Raw genomic sequence first — 24,011 nt, forward strand, 5'->3', positions numbered from 1 at the left:
ATTTTTAGGTGTGAGACGTGAGATGTGAGATGGAAGATGTGAGAATCAATCTCAAACCTAATATCTAATGTCTCCAATCTATTTTCTCAAAACTAGTTTAATTCAACGTCTTTTAACAAATTAGCAACTAAAGCTTCTTGTTTTGCTTTGTCATCCAACTGATTACGCAAAACACGTTCAGCAATTTCTAACGATAATGTAGAAACCTGACCTTTCACTTCTGCTAAAGCTACTTTCTTTTGATTCTCAATTTCGATCTTAGCTTTTTCAATCAATTTAGCACCTTCTAACTGAGCCTGTTTTTTAGCCTCATTTAAAATACCATCTTTAAGTGTTTTAGCTTCCTTCAGAATCTCGTCACGTTCTGCACGTGCCTGTTGCATTAAATCCTGGTTTTGAGTAGTTAAACGAATCATTTCCTGTTTAGCCAGTTCAGCTTTATTCAATGCTTCATCAATGCTCTGCTCACGATCGTGGATGGCACCCAAAATAGGTTTCCATGCCAACTTTCTAAGTAATATTAATAAGCAGATAAAGGCAAGTGCCGTCCAGAATACCAATCCAATGCTTGGGGTTACTAATTCCATTGTATATATTTTTTTACTTAATTTCTAGTTAAAACCGGGAAAACAACCAATCGTTGAATTCCCGGTTTATAAATTCCAGTTTGCTATTATACGCCTAAGCCTAATAATGCAACTACTACGCCGAATAAAGCAGCACCCTCAATAAGGGCAGCAGCGATAATCATTGCAGTTTGAATTTTTGATGCAGCCTCAGGTTGACGAGCAATACCTTCCATTGCTTTGCCACCTACATGACCGATACCGATACCGGCACCAATAACTGCTAAACCGGCACCAATTGCCGCGATTGAACCTACCATAACTAATTTAATTATATAATTTGTAAAAAATAGTTTTCCGTTAATGATGCTCTTCTACTGCCATTCCAATAAATAGGGCAGATAATAATGTAAAAATAAAAGCTTGTAAAAATGCTACTAACAGTTCCAATACATCCATAAATAAAACGAATGCCACTGAAACCGGCGCAATAGCCAATGTTTTAAATATAAAAATCAATGAGATTAAACTCAATACGATAATGTGACCTGCTGTAATATTTGCGAATAAACGAACCATTAAAGCGAATGGCTTAGAAACGATACCAATTAACTCCACAGGAATCATAATTGGGTATAACCACCAAGGTACATCAGGTGTTAAAATGTGTTTCCAATAATATTTATTACCATTTAAGTTTACTACTAACATGGTAGCCGTAGCCATTACAAATGTTAAAGCAATATTACCCGTTACGTTAGCACTACCTGGAAAAATAGGCACTAAACCCAACAAATTATTAAATAGGATAAAGAAAAAGATCGTTAATAAATAAGGCATGAACTTCGCATATTTATGACCAATATTTGGCTTAGCGATATCATCTCTAACAAATATAATTACCGGCTCTAAGAAAGATTGTAAACCTTTAGGCGCCTTACCCACTCTTTTTTTGTAGCCTGCTGCAACGGCAGAGAAAACGATTACTATTAATGCAATAGAAATAAACATTGCGGCAACGTTTTTAGTGATGGAGAAATCGATCACTGTATCAGATGCAGCTTCATCAATCTGTCCATCAGCACCAACCACTTTAATGTTCTTATTGAACATATCTTTAGTCATGCTTTGCTTCAAACCAGTTACCAGACGATATTTATTGTATTTACCTTGATAATCATGCTCTCCGTGATGAAAATTTGCAGAAGAGAAAATTTCTAAACCTCCGGCAGTATATAAAATTACAGGAAGGGGGATAGAGGTGTGTCCCCATAAATGCCATACATGTGAATCAGCAATGTGCTCCATGATCACCTTAGTTGGCTCAAATTTCTCTTCGCCATGTGCTGTAGCACCATGTTCTCCAGAAACTGCATGAGCAGATTCAGCTACAACACTATCAGGAGACACAATCGCGCTATCAATTTGAGCGAAAGTATCATTTTTGAGAGATAAAAACGCGACTAAAAGCGTAAAAACAAAGATTACCTTCTTAACTTTCGACACAAAAACTTGGTTACAATCCATTTATTGGCAGTTTTTTACTTTAAATTTTGGTGGCGCAAGTTACGTAACAAACAGTATATTTCAAAGGCAGTAAACAAGAAATACACAGAAAAAAAATTAAGTACAAAAAGCAGCCCGTTTCCCTTTGCTTTTATACTGTAAACCAGCACAAAAGCCATACAAAAAATCATCTTTACCGCAATTGATCCCATAATCGCCATAATACCCACTTCAGGATCCCGTTTTATTCCGATATCCACAAGCATATAGGCGATATAAGTAATCCCAGCCATAAAACCGAAAACAATCCAAAAATTCTTTATAAAAAGTTGTTGTTCAGGAAAAATAATTGGTAAAACTGCGATGATCGCAATTAATATCCCTACGAAAATGAAATAGGTGCTTGTAAATTTGGCTAGCGTCAAAATGGAATAAATTCTTTGCAAATAAAAACTTCTGCAAAGATAAGGTTTTTAGTATCAAGTAACTAGTGAGAGATAGAATTATTGTTTGAATGATCAATTGCCTTGCTTGTGTAGATGTCTTATTACTGGATTGTTAAATTGCTTAATTGTTAGGTATAGTTCATTGAAAACTACCAACTGAAAACTTACGGCTTAGTTGCTTGCTTAATAGCCTGATAGAGCGCAATGCCCACGCCTGCAAGGGCAAAAGCAGCTGTAATAATTTTGCTTTTGCTGTTTCGGTGTTCATCTATTTTATAACCAATAAAAGTTAACAGGCCGATTGTTGCAATCATCTGGAAACCTATTGCTGAATATTTGGCGGCTGCATTCACCTTTTGCCCTGGATTTTCTTCTTTAGGATTTTCCATTTTTAATAAGATAATTAAATTAACTTTGAATAATAAAAATATGTTGCCAAATAAATATTTTTCTATATATATTGTTTACTATATCAACTTAAAGAGATTTAGCATAATTGAAAAAAAACGCAAACAAAAACTTAAATCCCTTCATCCTACTTTTTAGCTCACTTCTTATTTATGGCTGTGTTGCAAATAAAGATACCACAATAGACCGTAGGTTTCAAAACTTAACGGCGAGGTATAACTATATCTACAACTCAAATGTTTTATTAACCGAACACCGCGAAGCTTTATTGCAGGGTTATATCGATAACTATGAAAAAATTCTCCCGGTTTACCTGGACCCCGAGCCTCAGGTTAACTTAGTACTTACGCCTGGAGCACCAAATAAGCAACTGGATGAGGTGATTACCAAGGGACAAACGATTATAAACGATAAAAGTTTTAGCAATTATATCGATGACGCCTACATGCTTTTAGGAAAAGCAAACTACTTAAAGGGCAATTATTTCATCGCATCAGAATATTTTGATTATACCGCAAAAACGTACAGCAATGACCTGAAAACTTTCATCATGGCCATGAATTGGAAAGCACGTAGCCAGATGGAACTAAACAACATGGTATTTGCAGACAAAATTCTTGATACCATGCTTCGTGCTGAAGATCAGTTAAAAAAAGATCTGGCCGAGCCATTGGCAACAACCGCACAGATGCGCATTTATCAAAATAGGAATAAAGAAGCTATTTTATTGTTGGAAAACGCAGTTCGCCTTGCTGATGATAAACAATTGGGCATTCGCTGGAGATATATCCTGGCACAACTCCAGGAAAAAGAAAAAGATTTTCAGAATGCTTTCATCAATTTCACTAAAGTAGAAAACAGCAACGCACCTTTTGAAATGTATTTTCATGCGAACTTGCAGCGTATAAAGCTGAAGGGATTAATCAATGGATATAAAGTTGATGAAGACAAAGCACTCTTGGCACTCTTAAAGGATGATAAAAATTTTGATTATACCGACCAGATTTATTACCAGGTTGGAGAAATGTTTTCAACCGAAGGTAAATTAGAAAAAGCAGAAGAGAACTACTTAAAGTCAATACAAAAAAGCACAAAAAATCAAACTCAAAAAGCATTGTCGTATTTGCGGGTTGCCGATTTAAACTTTAAGGAATTTAACAATTATATCAAAGCGAAACTTTATTACGATAGTACGGTAATGATCTTACCGAAGACCTTCCCTGACTATGTGAGTATCGCAAAAAAGGCTGAAAATCTGACCTATCTGACTGATCGTTTTACGATAATTTCCCGGGAAGATACCGCGCAGGCTTTTGCGAAACTTCCGTTGAGTGAACGTGAGGCGAAGGTAAAAGAATATTTAACCCCAAAAGCGGAAGTAGCTACGGTAGTATCAACTCCCAATCAAATGATAAATGACCCTGACTTCCCAAATCAGGCATTAAATCCGGCTGGAAACAACATTGGTAATACCTTTTACTTTAATAATAATGCGGCGATTAGTAATGGTTTTAACGACTTTAGGAAACGTTGGGGAAACAGACAGCTGGAAGATAACTGGCGACAAAGTATCAGGTCATCTGCTCAGGAAAACAATCAGGTAATGTCTGGCGGTAAGGTAGCGAATGAAATCATACCAGCGAATGAGATCAATGCGCAAAATACGCAAGACCAAACATCACTAGAAAAACAGTATCTGGATGCTTTGCCGATTACTCCAGAATTGCTTACTGCATCAAATCAAAAGATAATAGATGCCTATTTTGAAATTGCAAGCTTTTATCAGCAGGAATTAAATGATAAGGCAGAAGCAGATAAAATATACCTAGAACTTTTGCGAAGATTCCCTGAAAACAATCATCTTGCTGCCATTTATTATAGTTTGTATCTTAATGCGAAGGGTGTTGATGAGAATAAATCTAACGAGTACCGCCAACAGGTACTCACAAAATATCCTGAAAGCAGTTTTGCAAAGATTATTCTGGATCCGTCTTATTCAGCGAAACAAAGTGATTTGGAAAACATTGCAATCAACAATTATAACGTTACGTTTGATGCTTATGCAAGAAAAGATTATCCGGCCGTAATTAACCAGGCAAATATTAACATTTCGGCTTCGCCTGATAATGGTTTAGCACCACAATATGCTTATTTAAAAGCCATCGCTATTGGTAGAACCTCAAAATTAGATGCTTTATTAACTGAATTTAATTCCATTAACACGAATTACGCCAACGATATGATCATCACACCGCTGGTTCGTGATCACCTGAAATATATTGAGGCTAACCTGGAAGAGTTTAAACAAAGACCTGTGGCATTAATTGATTTTGATTCGAAAGAGCCAAGGTTTGTAAGTCAGGCGAAACCAATATCAGTTCCGGCGAAGCCATTAAAAACAGATATTAACGCGGCAATTCCGGCAGTTGATAAGCCTGTAAAAGTTAGTGATCTGGAAAAACCTACAGATATCAAGCCGGGAGAAATGGCTAAGCCAGCCAGTATCTTTAGTGCAGCAAAATCTGAAGAATATTACTATGTTATTGATGTGGCAGATGCAACATTAACATTAAGTTCATCCCGTTTTGGAATTGGCCAATTTAACCGTGGCAACTACCCGGATAATGATTTGGCGCATAAATTGATTGAGTTAGACAACGATCAGTTAATCTACGTAACCAGTTTTGTTGATTTGGAAGATGCTAAGTTATATGAATCAGGCATTTCAGGCCAATTAAAGAACATCATGAAAGTTCCTGTCAGCCTTTACAAAGGATTCATTATCAGCAGAGAAAACTTCGAAAAGCTTACCAATAGGCAACGTATAAATGAATATCTGGAGTTTTTAAAAGACAATTATTAAATAGAACTAGACGCTTGATTGAAAGCAGAAATGTTCATTTTCTTTAAAAATTAATAAATTTGCAGCTTAAAATTGGCTCAGCAATAAGCCTTTTTTGAACTAATTACAACACAAAATGAATAAATCCCTTTCTGCACAAGAAACAAAAAAATATAGTTTAGTAATCTGGAAAATACTCATTGCCGGAATAGCCTTTTTCGCTATTTTCATTTCAATGATTGGTTTAGGCCTTTTCGGCGCTTTACCATCTTTCCGAGATATTGAACATCCAAAAAGCAATCAGGCATCAGAAATAATAGCAGAAGATGGCCGCCCACTCGGAACCTATTTTGTGCAAAACCGATCTAATGTTACTTATAAAGATATTTCTGAAAATGTAATTAACGGACTAATAGCTACCGAAGATACCCGTTTTAAAGAACACTCCGGGATCGATTTCAAACGTACCTTTACCATTATTGGATACAACCTGATTGGGAAAAAACAAGGTGCCAGTACCATTACCCAGCAGTTAGCGAAGAATCTTTTTCCGAGAGAATCAAACCTTAACTTTTTCTCTTTGGTACTCACCAAGTTTAAAGAGTGGATTGTTGCCGTAAAACTGGAAAGAAATTATACTAAAGAAGAAATCATTACCATGTATTTAAATACGGTAGATTTCGGTAACCAGGCCTATGGAATAAAGTCTGCGGCCAGGGTTTATTTTAACACCACTCCAGATAAATTAACACTAACACAGGCAGCTACTTTAGTTGGAATGCAAAAAGGAATTACCATGTATTCCCCTACCCGGCACCCGGAAAGATCCAGAGACCGTAGAAATACCGTAATGGCAATGATGGTGAAATCAGAATTGTTAAGTCAGCAGGAATTTGCTGAAGAGCAAGAAAAACCTTTGGGCTTAAAATTCAATGCGGCAACTGTTAATGATGGTATTGCACCATATTTTAGATCAGTTTTAAAGAGCGATATTAAAAATATTTTTCAGGAACAAGGAATTACTAAACCCGATGGTTCGGCATATGATTTAGACCGTGATGGCTTGAAGATTTATACCACACTAAATTACGACATGCAAAAATATGCTGAGGATGCCCAAAGAGAATACATGAAAGTTCTGCAGGCACAATTCTTAGCAAGCTGGAAAGGCAGGAATCCTTTTAAAGGAAAAGATATGCAAATTCAGCAGGGAATTAAAAGGTCGGATCGGTATAAATCGCTGAAACTGGAAGGAAAATCTGACGACGAGATTAAAGAGGATTTTAATACCAAAACGGAGATGACTATTTTTACCTGGAAGGGTAATGTAGATACGGTAATGAAGCCGATAGATTCTGTTCGTTATTATAAAATGTTGCTGCGTAATGCCATGATGACGATGGACCCAACCAATGGACATGTTAAAGCCTGGGTTGGTGGTATTAATTACGAACATTTTAAGTATGATCAGGTGAAGATGGGAACGAGGCAGGTAGGCTCAACAGCTAAACCATTTACTTATGCAGTGGCCATTGAAAATGGATATTCACCTTGTTATACCGTACCAAACGTTCCGGTTACGATTGATGGTTATGGAGAACCATGGACACCAAAATCATCAGGAAAACCATTGGCGGGCACCATTACACTTCAAAAAGCATTGGCATTTTCTCAAAATTATGTAACGGCGTACCTCATGAAACAGGTTGGTCCGGTTGCGGTTTCTACTTTGGCAACCAAAATGGGCATTCCAAACGTCCCTGCTTATCCTTCAATTGCATTGGGTACCTTTGATTCTTCCATTTATAATATGGTGGGCGCTTATGGTGCCTTCGCCAACAAAGGCGTGTATACCAAACCTATTTATTTACTTAGAATAGAAGATAAAAACGGGGTAGTATTATTCTCGCAAAAAGAGATACCTAAACCGATCATGAGCGAGGAAGTTGCATACGTAATGACCAGGATGCTCAAAGGTGTAGTTTCTGGTGGTACCGGTTCGAGATTAAATTATAAATATAAGGTAAACGCACCAATTGGGGGTAAAACCGGAACAACACAAAATAACTCAGATGGTTGGTTTATGGCCATCACCCCACAGCTGGTAACCGGTGTTTGGACAGGTTGTGAAGATCGGGCCTTTCACTTTATCAGTACCAGTCAGGGTGAGGGTGCCAATACGGCTTTACCAATTTTTGCAGGCTTTATTAAACGGGTTTATGCGAATCCTGCTTTAAAGATTAGCCATGCCGATTTTGAAGCGCCTAAATCAGGTGTTTCGATCACTTACGATTGCAACCAATATCAGCAACAGCAAGAAGAAACCAGTCCGGAGCTTGATGAGAAATTAGGTTTCTAGAGATCGTTTTTCAAGCAGCATTTAACTAAAAAGCCAGTAGCATGATCTTTCTAGTTTGGTGAATGAATGCCATAATCCTTAAACAAAATCATTTTCTAATCCTTTTTAGACAAGGTTTCCTCCATATATCCCTATTTTTGCAATAATGAGTAGTTTCGACCATAAAACAGCATTGACGGCAATTCCGCATAAACCGGGCGTATACCAGTATTGGGATGCAGATGGGAAGTTGATGTACATTGGTAAAGCGAAAGATTTGCGTAATCGAGTGGGCTCGTATTTCAATGGTGATAAACAGCAATTTAATGGTAAAACGAGGGTGCTGGTTTCTAAAATCAGGAACATAACCTTTACCATTGTTGATACTGAAATTGATGCCTGGCTATTGGAGAACAGCTTAATTAAAAAACATCAGCCAAAGTTTAACATCAACCTGAAGGATGATAAAACTTATCCCTGGATCATTATTAAAAATGAAAAGTTTCCACGAATTTACTGGACAAGGAAAGTGATCAAAGATGGGTCTACCTATTTCGGCCCTTATGGTTCGATTGGCATGATGCATACCATTCTTGATCTGATTAAGGAAACCTATCCCCTTCGAACCTGTAGTTTACCACTTAATGATCAGAATATCGCCGAAGGCAAATTCAAAGTTTGTTTAGAATATCAGATTGGGAATTGTAAGGGCCCTTGTCAGGCCTATCAGACTGAGGTTGATTACGATAAAAATATTGGAGAAATAAAAGAGATTCTGAACGGAAAAATTGGCAATGTTATTCGCGATGTTAAGGGAATTATCAAATCAGCATCAGAGGATTTAAACTTTGAACTGGCGCACCAATACTCCAGAAGACTTCAGGTTTTGGAGAAATATCAAAGTAAATCTACCGTTGTAAATAGCGCCATTACCAATGTGGATGTGGTGAGCATTGCTTCGGATGAACGTTATGCATTTATTAATTATCTCAAGGTAACGAATGGATCAATTATTCAAACGCAAACCATTGAGATTAAAAAGCAACTTGATGAGAGTGATGATGAATTATTAATTACAGCGATGCTGGAATTCAGAACCAAGTTTAACAGCACTTCGAAAGAGATTATTGTGCCTTTTGAACCTTCCATAGAAGACGAACAACTGAAATTCACAGTACCTAAACTGGGCGAGAAAAAGAAACTTCTGGAACTGTCTCAAAAAAACGTCTTGTTCTTTAAGAAAGAAAAACTCAATCAATACGAAAAACTCAATCCCGATTTAAGAACTGACCGCATTTTAACCACCATGCAAAATGATTTGCGGTTAACGCAGTTGCCAAAACACATCGAATGTTTTGATAACTCCAATTTTCAGGGCAAGTATCCGGTTTCTGCCATTGTAGTATTTAAGGACGCGAAACCATCTAAAAAAGATTACCGTCATTTTAATGTGAAAACAGTAGAAGGGCCGAATGATTTTGCGACTATGGAAGAGGCCGTTTTCCGCCGTTACAGGCGCATGCTGGAAGAAGACCAGCCTTTGCCTCAACTGATTATTATTGATGGTGGTAAAGGACAACTTTCATCTGCCATGAAAAGTTTGAAACTATTGGGTATTGAGCATAAAGTTACCGTAATTGGCATTGCAAAAAGATTAGAAGAGTTATTTTATCCAGGCGATTCCTATCCTCTTTATTTAGATAAAAAATCAGAAACCTTAAAAATTATTCAGCAACTCCGGGATGAAGCCCACAGATTTGGTATTACTTTTCACCGAAAAAAACGCGATCAGGGAACACTTAAAACTGAACTCGAACAAATTGAGGGAATTGGCAAAACAACGGCTGATAGATTATTAACTCATTTCAAATCGGTTAAAAAAATTAAAGAGGCTACAGAAAAAGAGCTGGCAGAAATCCTCAACAAAAAGCAAGTCGTTACTTTGCTAGATCATTTTAAAGAAGCATAAATTCAAACCCGTAACCACAACGGATTCTTATGTAAAGGTTAACATAATCTTAACGTTACCTTGATTTCACTTCAATTTTTTCTTCATAAATTAGGCTTGTTAATATCAGTAAACATCATCCCTAATTTTACATGAATAACAACATTTTGGCTATAATGACCAAACTTTTATTGGGTACATTATACTTTACCGAAACAGAAAGCACTTTTACAGTGACCGACTGGGGCAAAATTCCACCTGCAGAATTATTATCAAAAGTTGCCAATCATTACCATTCGGCTCCATCTAACTTAAAACAGATCAATCCTTCCGATTTTTTCAATCACCTGATTTCTAAGGTAGATCCATCTGATGCACCAATGGTCGAAAATGCGCAAAAAATTCACACATTCTATCTCTATTTAGAACAAAACCTATCCAGCCTCCAGGTGATCAGAGTAGAAGGTGCCAGCCGAATTCCTGTATTAATTACTGGCTATTTGCCAGATGGCACCTGCGTGCTGATTGAAACCCTTGCTGTAGAAACCTAAAAAATCATTTCCACCTATTAAACATCCCAAACAAAACATGAAAGCATTAAAAAAATTAAGCTTAGCGGCCATTTTATGCCTTGGCCTGGCTGCCTGTAAAAAAGAAAACCAAATTCAGCCAGAAACAACCCTATTTGAACAAAAATTAAACAACAAAGCCGTTACGGCTAGTGCCCAGGCAATCGCTCCTGGTTTTCCAGAGAACTTTGAATCAGGTTCAAAAACAAGTTACACTACAGCATCGATCACCTTAAGTAGCGGAAGCTGGAGCCTTAATGATGCCTTAATCGGCAACCTTGCAGCTGACGCGAAAAATGGCACTCAATCAGTCCGCATCCGAAATACTGGCATATTAAGTATGAATTTCGATGTAAATGGCGCTGATGTAGTCAGTATTGCCCACGCTAAATATGGTACAGATGCAACCAGTACCTGGCAGCTTTGGTATTCCACAAATGGTGGTTCAAGTTGGCTGCAATCTGGCAGCACAGTTACCAGTAGTACCACAACATTGTCTACCGCAACTTTTAACACAGCAATTTCTGGTAATGTTCGCTTTCAAATCCGTAAAATTAGTGGCGGTACTGCACGCATTAACATAGACGATTTCAGCATTTCTATCAGCGGAGATACTACTACCCCTCCACCTACCACAACCCCAGGAGATAATAGTCATCTTTTACTTGGAAACCCAAGCAACGCAGTTGCGAGTACCTCTTATCCAGAAAATTATTTAATGGAACGTACTTATTACACAAGTTCTTACAGCAAAAGCAGGGCTACACCGAACTGGGTAAGCTGGCATATCGGGTCATCTGATCTGGGTTCTGCATCTCGTCAGGACGATTTCAGGTCTGACAATACTTTGCCTTCAGGCTGGTATCAGGTATCAAGCAGCAGCTATTCTGGTTCAGGTTTCGATCGTGGCCACAATTGTCCTTCGGCAGATAGAACATCTTCAGTTGCAGCAAATTCTTCTACCTTTTTAATGACCAATATGATGCCACAGGCACCTAATAATAACCAGGGACCTTGGGCAGATCTTGAAAATTATACCCGTTCACTGGTAACGGCAGGAAACGAAGTTTATGTCATTTGCGGTTCTTACGGATCAGGTGGCACAGGAAGCAATGGCGGCACCACTTACACCATTGATAATGGACGGGTTAATGTGCCTTCTAATACCTGGAAAGTTATCTTAGTATTACCAAATGGCAATAACGATTTAAGCCGGATTACATCTGCCACGAGGGTAATTACAGTAAACATGCCAAATACAAATGGTTTAAATACAAACTGGAAAACTTATCGTACCAGTGTTAATGCCGTTGAATCTGCCACAGGTTATGATGTTTTATCAAACGTGCCTGCAGCTATTCAAAATGCAATAGAATCTGCAACAGATAATTTATAAATCTGTTTTTAATACAGGTAGCTTTATAAATGAAGAGAAACAATGAAATAATCTTCTTAACACTTTAGCAAACATTACAGAATTATGCTACCTGGCATTGAATTAGTATAACAAAAAAGGCTTCGAAATTCGAAGCCTTTTTTGTTAATATTCCCATAGTCCTTGTTCGTAATCAAGAACCGATTTTTTAATTCTTTCAGATTCGTATAACCTTTGTTTAGGGTCTACTATGATATCTCTAAGCTTGTTATCTCCTGGATTAGATTCTTTAACAATGTAACTGCTAAATAACCTGCGAATGAAGAAATCATCGAAACTCAATGTTGAAGCATCATTGTTCGTATTCACTAAACGTTTCTTCGTTAAGATTTCTCTTGCCTCAGGATAATAAATCCAAAACACAGGTTGCCATTGTTTTGAAGATTCAACAAACTTCATTGGTGCAATACCTACAATACGCGGTTCGAAAATAGAACGTTTCACATCAAAAATCCAATCTTCCTTAATTCTGAACTTTAAAAAAGATTCCGGGTTAAGATCATTGGCAACCGTTGTTACAGTCCCTGCCTTTGAATCAGTCACCTCAACCGTTCCTGCGGCTTGCATCATGGCAGAATCTGTCGCCAATGGATTTGTAAAAGCATCATCCTCATTATTAACACTGTCAAAAGGAGAATAGGCCGTAAGTTCTTCAGCTTTAACTGCAGCAATCAACACGTCAATTAATCTAGATTTTGGAGACCTCAATGCAGAGTTCACGGTATCACGTAAATCAATTTCTCTCCAGATTCGTTTAGCATAAAAAACATCCTCCTCACGCACATCAGCCAAAGGAACCATTTCTGTGCTATCTATGTCTTTACGCGCATAAAAGCCATCCTTTGGTGGAACCTTTAGTTTTTTCTTCGCTGTTTTTACAGGTACTTTCACCGAATCTACGGGTGCTGACACCGCGGCTACAGGTGCAGTTCTTTTTGGCGCTAACTTGGTTGGCTTTTTTTGTGCAAAAGCCAGCGTAGTAAATAATGCCAAAACAGCGAAGCTTAAAATCCTTTTCATCTTATTCTTATTTAACAGTAAATGCTAATGAAGGTAACACATTCTGGCGCCCATCTGGACCAACAGAAACAATATCTTCAAAAAATACTCTCGTTCCTGGCGTAATGGAGTTTATTGCTGCTCTAACCGGACCGGCAAAACTTCCGCCACTACCTGATATGGTAATTGCATCAGAACGTGGTTTAATAATCGTTAACTTATAACGTTGAATTTTGAATTTCACATCAAAAGGAAAATCATCAAGGTCTGCCTCAATTTCACTTTCACTTTTTAATTGTACTGATGCTACGTCTCCGCCAGATCTGCCTCCAACTTTAGCAATTGGTTTTGGAATAGCTTTCACTCTGAATTTCTGAGAACCAAGACTAACCGTTTTACCAGCATTAGATGCAGTCACATTAATGGAAACTTCCTGCCCAACCTGGCTACCGGCAAGGTTTACATTGTAATTTCCATTTGAGCCAGACATTGATCCAGCTGAAATAGAAGCTCTAATACTTTCTAATGGAAACCCTGCTGCTGAAACTGTAAATGGATTCGAAATACCAGCATAAATCACATTCATTTTAGTAGAGGATACTGTTGCTGAAGGTTTGGCCACCTGATATTTCTGTGGTTGAGTTTTGTACTCTTTCACTTGTCCATCAGTTTGACGAACCCGAACAGTACCTACCCAGGTAAATTCACCAACACTACCTGTTCCGCCAGTATAAGTTCCTTTTCCTTCTTTAATAGATAGCTTATTTCCATTTACCGTAATATCAGGAGTTGACCTGGAATCACTTGCCGTTAAAAATACTTCTGCCGTGTAAGGCTGACCTTGAATCACATAAGATGTTGGCGCAACTGCTACAGCAGCAAACTGATCAAGATTAACCTGAGCCTTATCCATGTTTCCAAACAATTTCTTCACCACTTCTGCTTCGGCGTTTTTCGTATCTGCCTGAAGCTTCGTTAAAACAGTCATTGCAGCAGTTAGTGGGGTACCTTCACCAAAATAAGTTGCCTGCCAGTTGCCTTTTCTTTTCCGCTCAGGATCTTTAGCCTCCAATGAAAAAGCAACATTAGTCCTGTCTGCCGGATCAAGTAAAGAAATTAATTTCTCACGGGTGGCATTAATTTTTGCTTTTAATTTATCAGCTTCGCCTTTGTTGATCATAATATCCTGAGCAATGTCAAGGTTATCGCGATTAACAAGGTCGCCGGTTTCAGGATTTATACCATCCCCAGCCACTGTAAATTGTTTCTTAATGCCTTCAATATAATTATTTAACTCATCAGCAGCAGCCTTAGCCTGTTGCGCCTTTTCGTAAATAGGCCGTGCACGAACTGGTTCTTCTTTCAGTTTCGAATTTTCGAAGGCTGAGAAAAGTTGATTGATACTGGAGTTTACATTGTTCTTTGAAGTATCCAAACTATCATTGATATTTTTGAATGCATCTAAAACAGTATCTGATACGTTTAAGGCCAGCATAGCCAACAATACCAAATACATGATATTGATCATCCGCTGCCTGGTTGTTTCTTTTCCGCCTGCCATATTTATGTAGCTTTTTCTTTAAGTTAAAAACTAAACAAACTATAGACGTGGGCCATTCATGGCCGAAAGCATATTGCCGTAAATTGCATTTAATGATGACAAGTTTTTAGCCAGCTTGTTCACTTCTTCTTTAAACTGTTTCGAATCTTCCATAGACTCGTTAAAGTTTTCCATCGTAAGTGAAAGGTTTGAGTAAAATTTATTCATCGATTTTAAATGAGCGCTAGAATCCTGTAATTCCAATTCGTAAACGGCATTTAAAGCAGATAAATTTTTAGACAAGTTATTTACCTGCTCATGGTAAGCCTGAGAATCTACATTACTTTCTCCCATTGCTTTTAGGTTAGCGGTAGCTTTTTCGAAAGAAGCACTTAAATTATCAAAACCAGCAGAAGCTGTTTTTACTTTACTTGTAAATTCATTAGTAGCGGTAGATGCATCTGCGACATTTGATATGGCAGCAACCTTATCACCAAAAGTACGTAAGCCTGTTCCTAAACTCTCAATAAGTTCTGGACCAATTTTGGCATCATTTAACATTTTATCTAATGCAGCAGTATTTGCTGGTGCAGATACTGTAGCTACAGGTCTTGCTGAAGCAACTGGTAATTCACCTTTGTAATCTGATCTTAACTCTGGATATACACGCTCCCATGCAGGCTCTGGTTCTGGTGGAAAAAATCCTGTTAAAAAGAATAAAATTGCTTCTATCCCTAGTCCTATTCCAATCATGTAACTGCCATAAATTCCGCCTATATGCAGAATTTTAAATAATGCTCCAACGATTACAATACTTGCTCCCCATGAAATCGCTACATGTAACCAGCCTGGTTGTTTTTTTGCCGCCATAAAATTTGATGTTTTTCTTTAGTTTTAGTTTTGTTTGGTTTAGTTTCTTAAATCAGTACCGGGATAAGATGATACACATCTGAAACCTATATATGATCTTTGTGTATCCTGATACTCGTAGGTAGCTACAGCATTCTGCAGAAAATAGCCTGTATCCTTCCAGGAACCACCTTTTACAACTTTTCTTTTTAAGTATTTGCTATCATTCGGACCCGCAACATAGGTAAAGTTGGGATTTAAATCATGTAGTAATGGAGATGCGCTTTTATTATAAGCAGTTAGTGTCCATTCAGACACGTTTCCAGACATATTATAAAGACCATAGTCATTAGGGAAATAAGATCTTACGCCAACAGTATAAATACCGCCATCGCTTGAGTAATCTCCACGTCCAGGTTTGAAGTTAGCCTGTAAACATCCTTTTGTATTTCTGATGTATGGTCCACCCCAAGGGTATTTTGTTTTGGTATTTCCACCTCTGGCAGCATATTCAAACTCTGTTTCCGCGGGTAATCTGTAATCAGATCTTGACCCGGCTGGCATTTTCCTTGCTTGCGCTACACCGTCATACAATCTGGTTCTCCAATGTGAAAACGCTTTAGCTTGCTCCCAACTCACACCAACTACAGGATAATCGTCATATGAAGGGTGATTATAATAGCCACGAACCATAGGATCGTTTTGAGAATAAGAATAATCTGTTTTCCAAACCATTGTATCAGGATAAATGGCAATGTTATAGCGATCAATATAATCTTGACGTTTGCTATTTGGATTTTTATGCCCTAAAGCAGCCTTATCCATATTCAACTCAGCATAGTTATATTCGAATTTACGAACATCAAATTCTTTTCTACCTGGTAAAGCATCTAAACCAGAATAGTACATACCATCCAGCTGAGCAGCCTGAGCGCCCGCACCACCTTTACCTTTATTGCGCCAGATATTTGAGCCGTTGGTTCCAACAGCTTTCCAATTGATGTATTTTTCACCGCCAAGTGCTTCAGCGCCCCTGCCTTTTGGATTCATCATGAATTTCTGAGGATTTCCCATCATTGAAATGGCAATAGAATCCCTTACCCAGTTAGTAAACTGGCGATATTCTGCATTAGAAATCTCGGTTTGATCCATAAAGAATGCACTTATAGTTGTCATTCTGCTGGGGCCATTTTGAGAAAATGTAATATCCTCATCAGATCCTCCAAGAGGGGTGTGGCCAGGTGGAATATAAACCATTCCCAAAGGAATACGGTTATTCTTAAATTTACGGTTGTAAGCACCCACTAACTCGCCTTGGCCTCCATGACCACAACTTGACAGCAATACACTTATACCCATAATGGCTAGAAGGTAGATTTTCTTCATATTATTTATAGTGTGTGCACAGCACAATTAGGACCAATCCTATCAAAAATCAATACAATTATCAACAAATGCAAATATTTCGAATTAAATAGTTTACTCTTAGGCGTGTAATACGTTTTAGTAAAAAATTATATCCCGATTTACCAGACAATAAAAAAGCGTAACCTATTGAATACAATAACGTTACGCTCTTAATGAATTGACTTATAAGAAATATGAAGGGTCTTATTTATTGGATACTTTAATATAGTTTTCGATAGCCATAGTCATCGAAGGAACACCCGGAGTAGGTGCTGCAATATCAACGATTAGATTCATGTCTACACAGGCTTTACTCGTATTTGTACCAAAGGCAGCAATACGCGTATTATTTTGTTGGAAATTTGGGAAGTTTTTAAATAAAGACTGGATACTCGATGGACTAAAAAACGCGATTACATCATAAAAAACTTCTGCAAGGTCTGATAAATCACTCACAACGGTTTTGAACAATACTGCAGGGGTAAAATCATAACCACTTTTTTCTAAAAACTTCATGGTATCCTCTGTAGCCATATCAGAACACGGGTATAAAAACTTTTCGTTGGCATGCTTTTTTAATACCTCCGCAAGGTCTGCAGCTGTTTGCTTTCCAAAGAATATTTTTCTTTTTCTATATTGAATGTATTTTTGAAGATATAATGCAATAGTTTCAGACAGACAGAAATATTTTAGATCTACTGGCACATCATAACGCATTTCTTCACAAATTCTAAAGAAATGATCAGCAGCATTACGACTGGTAAAGATCACCGCTGTAAAATCAGCCAAGTTAATCTTATCCTTTCTGAAATCTCTTGCTGGCACACCTTCAACATGGATAAAGGATCGGAAATCTACCTTTAAATTATGCTTTTTCGCCAAATCGTAGTAAGGAGATTTTTCGGTTTCAGGTTTTGGTAAAGTAACCAAAATACTTTTTATTTTGCGAATTCTAGAGTCGTTCTTTTCTTGCATTTTCCTTTTTCCTGCTACAATCCTATCGTTTTAATTAGTATTAAAATAGGACATATTTCGAGGGCGCAAAAGTACAAAATTAAATGCATTTTAGAAAACTTATTATTAGAAAGTATCGTAATGCCAGCCCTGAGTAGCTGAAATGCAAATATCACGCCTAAAAGCAAGTAAGCCAATGCAATATAAATTACACCATATTTTAAGGGAGATAATGCAAAGGCTACAACCAATGGAATAAAAAGTAAAGAGGCATTAAAGTAGCTGAGATACAAAATGGAGATGTATTCGCCTACTGGTTTCTGGACGTTAAACAGATAGCCAATGAATCTTAATATAACTAATTTAAGTGCGTAAAACACAATGATTGTAATGGAAATGGTAAAGAAAAACTTAAATCCATGCTTGGCCTGATACATATCATAGTATTGTGCTACCAAGAAAAAGAACATTCCTAAAATAAATCCGAACTGGATAAACAACAGTAAAAAAGGCCAGGAACTGAATAGGTTATCTTCCTTATTGATATTATTCAAAATCCGGTTACTAAAGAAAGATTCAACGATAGCCGAGAGCTGTTTTGAAAAAGCATTTTTCAGGATAGCAAAGATCACCAGCATTGCAAAAATGAATCCTAATAAACCCACGTTTCCTTTTGGAATTTGTTTTCCCAACTGGTAGGGATTAGCTTTCTTCTTGAATTGTGAATATTCCTTTTGCCAACCCAATAAATCCAGTTTGGGGAAAAGAAACTCTTTCTCCACACTGTCCATTAAGGCATTTTTGTTAATTGCGCTATCTGGTAATACCCAGGTATGACTAATGATAGAATCGGTAACCACCTTTTGCCTTGCCAATGAAGCAGAATCAAGCCGATAGCGTTTGAATTTGTATTGATTTACCACAATTGCACTATCAGGAGCAGCCGGGATTTCTTGTGCAAAAACACAATTGGCCACCCATATGAAAGCGAATAAAGTAAAAATAAATCTCGGCATGCTGTAAATCAAAACTTAAAGACGCAAAAGTAGCTGAATAATCATGGTTTACCTAGAGAAAATAAATGGTTTTGAAATATGCCACATCATGGTATCTGTTTGGCAATAGATAAGCCATCTGAAATTGAATTACAAGGAGTAAAATCTGTAGGAAGCTGTCAAAATTTTATAATTTATCAACTTACGAAATTTCAAAAGCCTGTGCGCTGAAGAATTTCGCAAGTTTTGATGAAAGTACCATAAAACTTTCGAAGTATTTCCCACAACAATGGCCACCAAAACTTCGCAAGTTGATCTTCATTCATGATTTATCTTACCTCGGTGCCCATACTAATTATTTAATAGCATTTTGAGTTTTTTACTTGCATTTATATTTTTCGGATCCAGTTCTGAAGTTTTTTTGTAAGCTGCAATTGCATTTTTTAAATCGCCGGTTGAATGATAAGCTTCTCCTAAGCCTTCATAAGCATTGGCATCTGATGGATAGAGATGTACATATAGCTTGAAAAGCTCAACAGCCTCCTTGGGCTTATGCTGTATGAGCAGCAAATAATAGGCCCAGTTAGTTAAATCTCTTTCTGAAAGGAAAAATTTACCATCACGCTTTTTTATTTTTTCGCTCAGTTGTATCGCTTTATTGTACCCTTCTTTTTCGAGCAATGCTCTCAATGGTAAAACTGTTTCTGGTAAACTGCCTCCATTTACAGACTTTAATTCCGGGTAATAAAAACCTGCAACTTCAGGTGCCAGATCTTCAGGTTGATTGGTTGATAAATTGGTTAATATAATTATCGCCAGATTATGATCTGGATACACATAAAACCAGGAACGAGCCCCACCTATACCAGCCACAGCGCGGGGTGCTGTATTTCTACGGGCAACCCAACCCAATGCCCAGCCTGAATAATTGCCATTACTAAGTTTTCCAGCTTCCCACATTGTTTTTAATGATTGTGGTTTTAGCAGTATACCATTTTGTAAAGATAAAATCCAATTGGCAAGTTCGCTTGCAGAACTATTTATTCCAGCGGTAGAACGTAATTCGGTAAATTCTTCCCAGGTACGTTCTAATGTTTTCCCTTTTACAAAATTTCTTTCAGTGACTTTAGAAAGCCTATAAGTAGGTGCCTTATCCATAATGATATCGCGTGAATCGCCGAAACCCGTTCTTTTCATCCCGGCCGGATCAAATTGCCGTTCTTGAATAAATTTTTCAAAAGATTTTCCACTCAATTTTTCAATGATCTGACCAAGCAATACGTAATTCGTTTGATTATATCGCATTTGTGTTCCTGCAGTAAATTCCATTGGATATTCCCGAATCGCTTTCAATGCTTCAGGGTACTTTAAACCCTCAACGAATCCACCTTTTCTAACATCAACTAAATCCGGTAAGCCAGAGGTATGGGTTAGTAGCTGGTAGATTTTTATCGCCCTCCAGTGGTTTGGCAAGCTGTCAAGATACGCTGAGATAGTGCCCTGGAGATCAATCTTTCCTTCTTCAACCAATTGCATAATGGCAACCCCGGTAAATGCCTTTGTAGCCGAATTGATCGAGAACATTGTACTGTCATTAACTTTCACTCGGTTTTCTATATTTGCCGACCCAAAAGACCTAACCAATTCTAACTTCCCATTCCTGATAATGGCAACCTGTAAACCAGGGATATTTCTCTTTATCATTTCATCCTGTAAAAAAGACGTAATACTATCTGTTTTGGACTGTCCAGTAACTTTAACAAAAGGTATTACTACTAATAACAAGCTTAAAAGAATGATTTTTTGTAATTTAAAGAGGTTATAATTCATATGTATTTTAGATTCTTGATTTATCCATGTTAATAAAATGCATTTAGTTTACAGGATGGCTAACCTCCATAAATAATTCAGAATGATGCATATCCGTTTGAGTTTATAAATCTAAATTTATTACAAAACATACGTTTTTATCTCCTTTAAGCGATAAGTAAGTTCAATCCAGTGTACCGATATTTGGTAGTATATTATGACAAAAAAAGAAATACGAACTTCATTATCTTTGTCAAATGTCTGGTATCTATATCCACATTCCATTTTGTAAAAAAGCATGTCATTATTGTGATTTCCATTTCAGCACCTCCCTGAAATATGAAAATGAGATGGTAGATGCGATTTGCAAGGAAATTAAAATCAAGCAGGACAGGATTTCGGGCCAAGTCGGAAGTATTTATTTAGGTGGAGGAACACCTTCTATCCTATCTCAGACGGCACTACAAAAGATTTTCGACACCATTAATCATACCTTTTCAGTAGATTCAAATGCAGAGATTACCATTGAAACCAATCCAGATGATCTAACGGTTTCAAAGTTGAAAGAACTGAAACAATTACCCGTAAATAGATTTAGTGTTGGGATTCAATCTTTTTTTGATGAAGACTTGCTTTGGATGAACAGGGCCCACCATGCAGATGAAGCAGAAAATTCCATCAAAAGGAGTCAGGATGCTGGTTTTGAAAATCTAAGTCTTGATTTAATTTATGGTTTTCCGCTATTGAGCGATTCGAAATGGCTGAGCAACATTCAGAAAGCAATTGAGTTGGAAGTACCGCATGTTTCTGCATACGCCCTCACTGTTGAGCCAAAAACGGCATTGGCACATGCGATCAGAAATAAGAAACAAGCGCCGGTGAGTGATAGTCAGAGCGCTGCGCAATTTGTAATCCTGATGGAACAATTTATTGCTGCTGGCTTTGAACATTATGAAATATCTAACCTGGCCAAACCCGGCTGTTATGCAGTTCACAATACCAACTACTGGCGTGGCGTAGATTATTTAGGAATTGGACCATCGGCACATGGCTTCGATGGACAAAACCGATACATGAACCCTGCGAACAATGCGCAATATATGGAGGTATTGGCTCATAACAAACTTCCGGAAATAGTGGAGGAATTATCATTGAACGATCGATTTAATGAATATGTAATGACCTCCTTAAGAACCATGTGGGGCACAGATTTAAAAAAGATCAAATCTGATTTTGGTGCTGATTTTCTAGAAGAAACCAATCATAATTTAAAGGCTTTTGAAGACAAAGATTGGTTGATTATCCAGAATGATCAAATTAAATTAAGCGAAAGCGGTAAACTTTTTGCCGATCATATCGCTTCAGAATTGTTTATAGTGGGAAATGAATGAAGGATTGAATTAGAGAAGGATTAAATTAGAGAAGGATTGAATGAAAGAATGAGTGAATTAGAGAATGACTGATTTTACGAGTTAAAATAACATTCATTTATTCAAAATCCGATCATTCAAAAATTAATTAATTAATAATATATGTCGAAAATTATATGGATTACAGGCGCATCATCCGGCATCGGTGAAGCTTTGGTTTACGAACATTTTAAAGCCGGAGATAAACTGATTATTTCAGCACGCAACCGGGATGAACTTTTCAGGGTAAAAGGCAACTGCCAAAATTCTTTTAATGTGCATGTTTTGCCTTTCGATTTATGTGAAACGGAAATCTTAGCGCAAAAAGCAGCAGATGCCATTCGGATTTTTGGAAGCATAGATTTATTAATTAATGCTGGCGGAGTGAGTCAACGTGGATTAGCACTCGCTACAGATTTAAGCACCGAACAACAAATTATGAATACCAATTTCTGGGGAACTGTTATTTTAAGCAAAGCAATTCTACCGGTAATGATTAAAAACGGTGGTGGACAAATAGTGGTCATCAGCAGTTTGGTAGGTAAATTTGGCACCAAATTGCGCTCTACCTATGCCGCATCTAAACATGCATTACATGGTTATTTCGATTCCCTGAGATCAGAAGTGTATGATCAAAATATCGACATAACCATTGTTTGCCCTGGCTTTATTAAAACCAATGTTTCTGTAAATGCTTTAACCGCAAATGGAAATAATCAGGGAACTATGGATGATGCACAAGCAAACGGAATGAGTGCAGAAGCGTGTGCAAAACAGATTGTTGCAGCAGTAAAACTGAAGAAAGAGGAAGTTTACATCGGCGGAAAAGAAACAAAAGCAATTTTTCTGAAACGCTTTTTTCCAAACTACTTCTCTAAAAAAATCAGGGCAGCGAAAGTAACATAGTCATCCTTTCTAATTTATGATTTGAATGATTAGATTCAAATTAGCTTATATGAACCCTATGCATTTTTAAAATGTATGGGATTTCGCATTTATCCTAATGGGATCCCCTATCAAAAACAATTGGTAAAACTATTTGATAGAAGAAAAAACCGTTTCATCACAAGTATCAGTTGCATTTTAAAATACTAATTATCAGATATTTAAATCTATTTTGGATTTCTAAAAAACCAAGCATCGGTAAGGCATCGTAAATGAAAGCAAATAACAAATACCTAAAAATTAGAAAAAATGAAAAAATTAATCTTATCGGCATTTGCCGTATTCACAATGGCCATTACCACTCAAGTTTATGCTCAGAAAAACCCAATGGTTGGTGGCGCTGAAATGTATTCAACAAAAGATATTGTTGATAACGCTGTAAACTCTAAAGATCACACCACATTGGTTGCCGCAGTTAAAGCAGCTGGATTGGTAGAAACTTTAAAAAGCGCTGGTCCATTTACTGTTTTTGCACCAACAAATGAAGCATTTGATAAACTTCCTGCAGGTACAGTAGATAATTTAGTGAAACCAGAAAACAAGGCTACATTAACAAAAATTTTAACTTATCATGTTGTTGCAGGTAAATTAGATAGCAAAGCAATTGCTGCAGCGATCAAAGCTGGTGGTGGTAAAGCAGAATTGACCACAGTAGAAGGTGGTAAACTTTGGGCTTCGATGGAAGGAAAAAAACTAATTTTGAAAGATGAAAAAGGTGGAACAAGCACAGTAACAATTGCTAATGTTAACCAGAAAAATGGCGTTATCCATGTTATTGACAGCGTTTTAATGCCTAATTAAGACATCGATACCATTTTTTTTTAGACATATCGCTTCCCAATTGATTGTTAATATAACGTCCTTGCTTCCAAGTAGGGGCGTTTATTTTTTTAACTATTTATCGAATAAGTATTATATTCGATTGTCACCTGTTTTTCAGGTTTTTGATTTTTGCACCTTACTCTCAATTTACTGCTTAATTTTGGTTAATCATTATTATTAAATGAAAATAAGAAGCTTATTCTTTAAATCTGGCCCATTACTCA

General features: G+C 37.2%; 20 protein-coding genes. 8 read left to right on the forward strand and 12 right to left on the reverse strand.

Going from position 1 to position 24,011, the window contains the following annotated elements:
* Window positions 1-92: 92 nt before the first annotated feature.
* The 5 genes from atpF to ACN1CD_RS11580 all read right to left on the reverse strand — a co-directional run bounded on the left by atpF (window position 93) and on the right by ACN1CD_RS11580 (window position 2,907).
* Window positions 93-587 (reverse strand): F0F1 ATP synthase subunit B, encoded by a 495-nt coding sequence (gene atpF / locus ACN1CD_RS11560; protein WP_419130549.1) that lies wholly within the window; start codon window positions 585-587, stop codon window positions 93-95.
* 86 nt (window positions 588-673) lie between these two features.
* On the reverse strand, window positions 674-886 hold the full coding sequence (atpE, locus tag ACN1CD_RS11565) for an ATP synthase F0 subunit C (protein WP_029287406.1): 213 nt from the start codon (window positions 884-886) through the stop codon (window positions 674-676).
* Between the two features lie 40 nt (window positions 887-926).
* Window positions 927-2,093 carry a F0F1 ATP synthase subunit A gene (atpB, locus tag ACN1CD_RS11570; RefSeq protein WP_419130550.1) on the reverse strand — a complete coding sequence of 389 codons (1,167 nt, stop codon included), beginning with the start codon at window positions 2,091-2,093 and terminating at the stop codon, window positions 927-929.
* A 14-nt stretch (window positions 2,094-2,107) separates the two neighbouring features.
* Window positions 2,108-2,518: a hypothetical protein gene (locus ACN1CD_RS11575; RefSeq protein ID WP_419130551.1), complete on the reverse strand. Its 411-nt coding sequence runs from the start codon at window positions 2,516-2,518 to the stop codon at window positions 2,108-2,110.
* Between the two features lie 164 nt (window positions 2,519-2,682).
* Complete coding sequence (locus ACN1CD_RS11580) at window positions 2,683-2,907, reverse strand: AtpZ/AtpI family protein (RefSeq protein WP_419130552.1); 225 nt, start codon at window positions 2,905-2,907, stop codon at window positions 2,683-2,685.
* Between the two features lie 107 nt (window positions 2,908-3,014).
* Between ACN1CD_RS11580 and ACN1CD_RS11585 the strand changes: the two genes are divergently transcribed.
* The 5 genes from ACN1CD_RS11585 to ACN1CD_RS11605 all read left to right on the forward strand — a co-directional run bounded on the left by ACN1CD_RS11585 (window position 3,015) and on the right by ACN1CD_RS11605 (window position 12,019).
* Window positions 3,015-5,789 carry a tetratricopeptide repeat protein gene (locus tag ACN1CD_RS11585; RefSeq protein WP_419130553.1) on the forward strand — a complete coding sequence of 925 codons (2,775 nt, stop codon included), beginning with the start codon at window positions 3,015-3,017 and terminating at the stop codon, window positions 5,787-5,789.
* A gap of 115 nt (window positions 5,790-5,904) precedes the next feature.
* On the forward strand, window positions 5,905-8,127 hold the full coding sequence (locus ACN1CD_RS11590) for a transglycosylase domain-containing protein (protein ID WP_419130554.1): 2,223 nt from the start codon (window positions 5,905-5,907) through the stop codon (window positions 8,125-8,127).
* Between the two features lie 145 nt (window positions 8,128-8,272).
* Window positions 8,273-10,075, forward strand: a complete 1,803-nt coding sequence (gene uvrC / locus ACN1CD_RS11595) for an excinuclease ABC subunit UvrC (protein ID WP_419130555.1) — start codon at window positions 8,273-8,275, stop codon at window positions 10,073-10,075.
* A 131-nt stretch (window positions 10,076-10,206) separates the two neighbouring features.
* Window positions 10,207-10,605, forward strand: coding sequence for a nuclease A inhibitor family protein (locus ACN1CD_RS11600; RefSeq protein ID WP_419130556.1), 399 nt, complete (start codon window positions 10,207-10,209; stop codon window positions 10,603-10,605).
* Between the two features lie 37 nt (window positions 10,606-10,642).
* Window positions 10,643-12,019: a DNA/RNA non-specific endonuclease gene (locus ACN1CD_RS11605; RefSeq protein ID WP_419130557.1), complete on the forward strand. Its 1,377-nt coding sequence runs from the start codon at window positions 10,643-10,645 to the stop codon at window positions 12,017-12,019.
* 144 nt (window positions 12,020-12,163) lie between these two features.
* Here the strand turns inward: ACN1CD_RS11605 and gldN are convergent, their stop codons facing one another.
* From gldN to ACN1CD_RS11640, 7 genes are all read right to left on the reverse strand, one after another.
* Window positions 12,164-13,078 (reverse strand): gliding motility protein GldN, encoded by a 915-nt coding sequence (gene gldN / locus ACN1CD_RS11610; protein ID WP_419130558.1) that lies wholly within the window; start codon window positions 13,076-13,078, stop codon window positions 12,164-12,166.
* A 7-nt stretch (window positions 13,079-13,085) separates the two neighbouring features.
* Complete coding sequence (gldM, locus tag ACN1CD_RS11615) at window positions 13,086-14,618, reverse strand: gliding motility protein GldM (RefSeq protein WP_419130559.1); 1,533 nt, start codon at window positions 14,616-14,618, stop codon at window positions 13,086-13,088.
* Window positions 14,619-14,657: 39 nt separating this feature from the next.
* Window positions 14,658-15,467 (reverse strand): gliding motility protein GldL, encoded by an 810-nt coding sequence (gldL, locus tag ACN1CD_RS11620; protein ID WP_419130560.1) that lies wholly within the window; start codon window positions 15,465-15,467, stop codon window positions 14,658-14,660.
* Between the two features lie 39 nt (window positions 15,468-15,506).
* Window positions 15,507-16,832, reverse strand: a complete 1,326-nt coding sequence (locus ACN1CD_RS11625) for an SUMF1/EgtB/PvdO family nonheme iron enzyme (RefSeq protein ID WP_419130561.1) — start codon at window positions 16,830-16,832, stop codon at window positions 15,507-15,509.
* A 225-nt stretch (window positions 16,833-17,057) separates the two neighbouring features.
* On the reverse strand, window positions 17,058-17,828 hold the full coding sequence (locus ACN1CD_RS11630) for a uroporphyrinogen-III synthase (RefSeq protein ID WP_419130562.1): 771 nt from the start codon (window positions 17,826-17,828) through the stop codon (window positions 17,058-17,060).
* A gap of 14 nt (window positions 17,829-17,842) precedes the next feature.
* Window positions 17,843-18,823 (reverse strand): DUF4271 domain-containing protein, encoded by a 981-nt coding sequence (locus ACN1CD_RS11635; RefSeq protein ID WP_419130563.1) that lies wholly within the window; start codon window positions 18,821-18,823, stop codon window positions 17,843-17,845.
* 330 nt (window positions 18,824-19,153) lie between these two features.
* On the reverse strand, window positions 19,154-20,632 hold the full coding sequence (locus tag ACN1CD_RS11640) for a serine hydrolase (RefSeq protein ID WP_419130564.1): 1,479 nt from the start codon (window positions 20,630-20,632) through the stop codon (window positions 19,154-19,156).
* 236 nt (window positions 20,633-20,868) lie between these two features.
* Here ACN1CD_RS11640 and hemW point away from each other — a divergent pair, with 236 nt between their 5' ends.
* The 3 genes from hemW (at window position 20,869) to ACN1CD_RS11655 (ending at window position 23,766) form a co-directional block, all read left to right on the forward strand.
* On the forward strand, window positions 20,869-22,002 hold the full coding sequence (hemW, locus tag ACN1CD_RS11645) for a radical SAM family heme chaperone HemW (protein ID WP_419130565.1): 1,134 nt from the start codon (window positions 20,869-20,871) through the stop codon (window positions 22,000-22,002).
* Between the two features lie 141 nt (window positions 22,003-22,143).
* Window positions 22,144-22,926 (forward strand): SDR family oxidoreductase, encoded by a 783-nt coding sequence (locus ACN1CD_RS11650; protein ID WP_419130566.1) that lies wholly within the window; start codon window positions 22,144-22,146, stop codon window positions 22,924-22,926.
* Between the two features lie 288 nt (window positions 22,927-23,214).
* Window positions 23,215-23,766: a fasciclin domain-containing protein gene (locus tag ACN1CD_RS11655; protein WP_419130567.1), complete on the forward strand. Its 552-nt coding sequence runs from the start codon at window positions 23,215-23,217 to the stop codon at window positions 23,764-23,766.
* Window positions 23,767-24,011 lie beyond the last annotated feature (245 nt).

The sequence above is a fragment of the Pedobacter sp. N23S346 genome (genome assembly GCF_048515415.1).
Taxonomy (GTDB): Bacteria; Bacteroidota; Bacteroidia; order Sphingobacteriales; family Sphingobacteriaceae; genus Pedobacter.

Bases quoted from the DNA above. Each gene is read 5' to 3' on its own strand.
- atpF (WP_419130549.1), bottom strand. From the start codon at position 587: ATGGAATTAGTAACCCCAAGCATTGGATTGGTATTCTGGACGGCACTT.
- atpE (WP_029287406.1), bottom strand. From the start codon at position 886: ATGGTAGGTTCAATCGCGGCAATTGGTGCCGGTTTAGCAGTTATTGGT.
- atpB (WP_419130550.1), bottom strand. From the start codon at position 2,093: ATGGATTGTAACCAAGTTTTTGTGTCGAAAGTTAAGAAGGTAATCTTT.
- ACN1CD_RS11580 (WP_419130552.1), bottom strand. From the start codon at position 2,907: ATGGAAAATCCTAAAGAAGAAAATCCAGGGCAAAAGGTGAATGCAGCC.
- ACN1CD_RS11590 (WP_419130554.1), top strand. From the start codon at position 5,905: ATGAATAAATCCCTTTCTGCACAAGAAACAAAAAAATATAGTTTAGTA.
- uvrC (WP_419130555.1), top strand. From the start codon at position 8,273: ATGAGTAGTTTCGACCATAAAACAGCATTGACGGCAATTCCGCATAAA.
- ACN1CD_RS11600 (WP_419130556.1), top strand. From the start codon at position 10,207: ATGAATAACAACATTTTGGCTATAATGACCAAACTTTTATTGGGTACA.
- ACN1CD_RS11605 (WP_419130557.1), top strand. From the start codon at position 10,643: ATGAAAGCATTAAAAAAATTAAGCTTAGCGGCCATTTTATGCCTTGGC.
- gldN (WP_419130558.1), bottom strand. From the start codon at position 13,078: ATGAAAAGGATTTTAAGCTTCGCTGTTTTGGCATTATTTACTACGCTG.
- gldM (WP_419130559.1), bottom strand. From the start codon at position 14,618: ATGGCAGGCGGAAAAGAAACAACCAGGCAGCGGATGATCAATATCATG.
- gldL (WP_419130560.1), bottom strand. From the start codon at position 15,467: ATGGCGGCAAAAAAACAACCAGGCTGGTTACATGTAGCGATTTCATGG.
- ACN1CD_RS11625 (WP_419130561.1), bottom strand. From the start codon at position 16,832: ATGAAGAAAATCTACCTTCTAGCCATTATGGGTATAAGTGTATTGCTG.
- ACN1CD_RS11630 (WP_419130562.1), bottom strand. From the start codon at position 17,828: ATGCAAGAAAAGAACGACTCTAGAATTCGCAAAATAAAAAGTATTTTG.
- ACN1CD_RS11635 (WP_419130563.1), bottom strand. From the start codon at position 18,823: ATGCCGAGATTTATTTTTACTTTATTCGCTTTCATATGGGTGGCCAAT.
- ACN1CD_RS11640 (WP_419130564.1), bottom strand. From the start codon at position 20,632: ATGAATTATAACCTCTTTAAATTACAAAAAATCATTCTTTTAAGCTTG.
- hemW (WP_419130565.1), top strand. From the start codon at position 20,869: ATGTCTGGTATCTATATCCACATTCCATTTTGTAAAAAAGCATGTCAT.
- ACN1CD_RS11650 (WP_419130566.1), top strand. From the start codon at position 22,144: ATGTCGAAAATTATATGGATTACAGGCGCATCATCCGGCATCGGTGAA.
- ACN1CD_RS11655 (WP_419130567.1), top strand. From the start codon at position 23,215: ATGAAAAAATTAATCTTATCGGCATTTGCCGTATTCACAATGGCCATT.